This is a genomic window from Paraburkholderia sp. SIMBA_054, from assembly GCF_046534875.1.
In the GTDB taxonomy this organism is placed as follows: Bacteria; Pseudomonadota; Gammaproteobacteria; order Burkholderiales; family Burkholderiaceae; genus Paraburkholderia; species Paraburkholderia hospita.
Map to the genome: position 1 here is coordinate 1 of NZ_JAWRXV010000205.1, position 580 is coordinate 580.

Here is a 580-nt window from a genome sequence, read left to right on the forward strand (position 1 = left end):
ATCAAGGACGCGGGCGGCCTGCTCGAGCGCTTCGGCCAGCCACGCACGCTGAAGGCGGGCAGCGGCACGCTCAACGGCAAGATGGTGTGGCGCGGCGGCCCGACGGCGATCGACTATCCGACGCTCAACGGCAATATCGCCGTGGATCTGCGGCATGGGCAGATTCTCAAGGTCGATCCGGGCGTCGCCAAGCTGCTCGGCGTGCTCAGCCTGCAAAGCCTCGCGCGCTTCGCGACGCTCAATTTCCGTGACGTGATCGGCGAAGGTCTGCCCTTCGAGCATGTCACGGGGACGGCGCAGATTCGCAACGGCATCGGCCGCACGGAAAACTTCGAGATGGTGACCGCGCCGGCCCGCGCCGAAATGAAAGGCTCCGTCGATCTGGCTCAGGAAACGCAGGATCTGCATGTCCAGATCGTGCCGACGGTGAGCGCCGGCGCAGCGGTCGTCGCGGCCGCGGTAATCAATCCATTGCTCGGCCTAGGCGCGCTGGTGGCGGATCTGGCGTTCAGCCAGTCGATCTCGCACGCGTTCGCGCGGGAGTACGCGATCACCGGTTCGTGGTCGAAACCGCACATCG

Annotated in this window: 1 protein-coding gene; it reads left to right on the forward strand. The window is 66.0% G+C overall.

What is annotated here, in order from left to right:
* On the forward strand, positions 1-580 hold a 580-nt coding region (locus SB822_RS54785), incomplete at both ends, for an AsmA-like C-terminal region-containing protein (RefSeq protein ID WP_410858810.1).